This is a genomic window from Pseudomonas sp. HMSC063H08 (assembly GCF_001813645.1).
In the GTDB taxonomy this organism is placed as follows: domain Bacteria; phylum Pseudomonadota; class Gammaproteobacteria; order Pseudomonadales; family Pseudomonadaceae; genus Pseudomonas; species Pseudomonas aeruginosa.
In genome coordinates, this window is the sequence record NZ_KV813429.1 from 171,251 (window position 1) to 172,350 (window position 1,100).

Below are 1,100 nucleotides of genomic sequence, written 5' to 3' on the forward strand. Positions count from 1 at the left end.
GCCGAGCGGAGCGAGGGAACGATGGAAGCCCGAATGGGGCGAGACGCCGCAGGCGGCTCGATGCGCTACGCGCACGACAGCGCGACCGGCCATCTCCCAGGTGGCCGGGGACGCCCAGCCTTCAAGGTTCGATGAGCACCAGACGCAACACGCCCCCCGCATCGGAAAGCGGGTTCTGCTGTGGCCGCGGATTTCTGGCCGAGCCGGCGCAGCCGGTTCGGCGGCTTTTAGGGGGGCCAAGCATCGCGCGGCGGGGATAGCCCGTACAGAGCTTTCCCCTAGAGGCAAGCGAAGCGCGCAGCGCCCCGGAAGGGGCGCGAAGGCATCAGGCCGAGTCGTCAGGACGCAGGCTGGATTCCGCAACCGGCACCCACGGCGAAGTCGAGTTCAGCAGATAGCGCGCTCCACGCGCGTAGTGACCGCAAAGGCCACTCGGCCGGTAGAACCCGGTGACGCAGCGACGGAACTGCACGCCGTATTCGTTGGTGTAGATCACCGCATCGCCGATCTTGAAGCGCAGCGGCTGGCCGTTCTCCGGCGCGAATGGCTTGAGCGCATCGTGTTGCGCGGTGATTTCGATGATGTAGTCGTGATGGCTGCTCATGGCATTGATCTCCTGTGATGGTCGAGAAAGCGCAAGGAGCGCCTTGCGGCGCTCCAAGGGCAAAGTCAGACGACGATTCGCCCGGCCAGCCGCGCATCACGCGCATAGCCACTTAGACGTTTCTCTGCCCGGAAAGACAGGTCGCGCTCGATCGGCAGGCCCAGCCCGCCGCGCAAGCTCGCCAGCTCGTTCAAGCTGACCCAGCCGATTTCCGGCTCGCCCAGGCCCAGGTCGCAAAGACCGAAAGCGTGGTCGTGGTCATCGGGATCAATCTCGGTCAGCAGCCAGGTCGCGCCGCCGTCTGGCGTGAACAGCTTGACCACCGGGGCCGGATCGAAGTCCGGGTTCTCCAGCGATGCGCGGCCGTTGGCCAGCAGCACGATGCGCTGCTCGGCAGTGATGAGTACGTTGTTCATGGTGAACTCCTGAAAGGTTGCCGGGCGGAATTGCCCGACCCTTCCGGGGCACGGCGCAGCGCAAGCAGTCAGGGGTCGCA

2 protein-coding genes are annotated in these 1,100 nt (G+C 65.8%); both read right to left on the reverse strand.

What is annotated here, in order from left to right; genetic code table 11:
* Positions 1–325 precede the first annotated feature (325 nt).
* Positions 326–604 carry a hypothetical protein gene (locus tag HMPREF2924_RS12835; protein WP_003139034.1) on the reverse strand — a complete coding sequence of 93 codons (279 nt, stop codon included), beginning with the start codon at positions 602–604 and terminating at the stop codon, positions 326–328.
* 65 nt (positions 605–669) lie between these two features.
* Complete coding sequence (locus HMPREF2924_RS12840; protein ID WP_016254207.1) at positions 670–1,020, reverse strand: DUF2958 domain-containing protein; 351 nt, start codon at positions 1,018–1,020, stop codon at positions 670–672.
* Positions 1,021–1,100 lie beyond the last annotated feature (80 nt).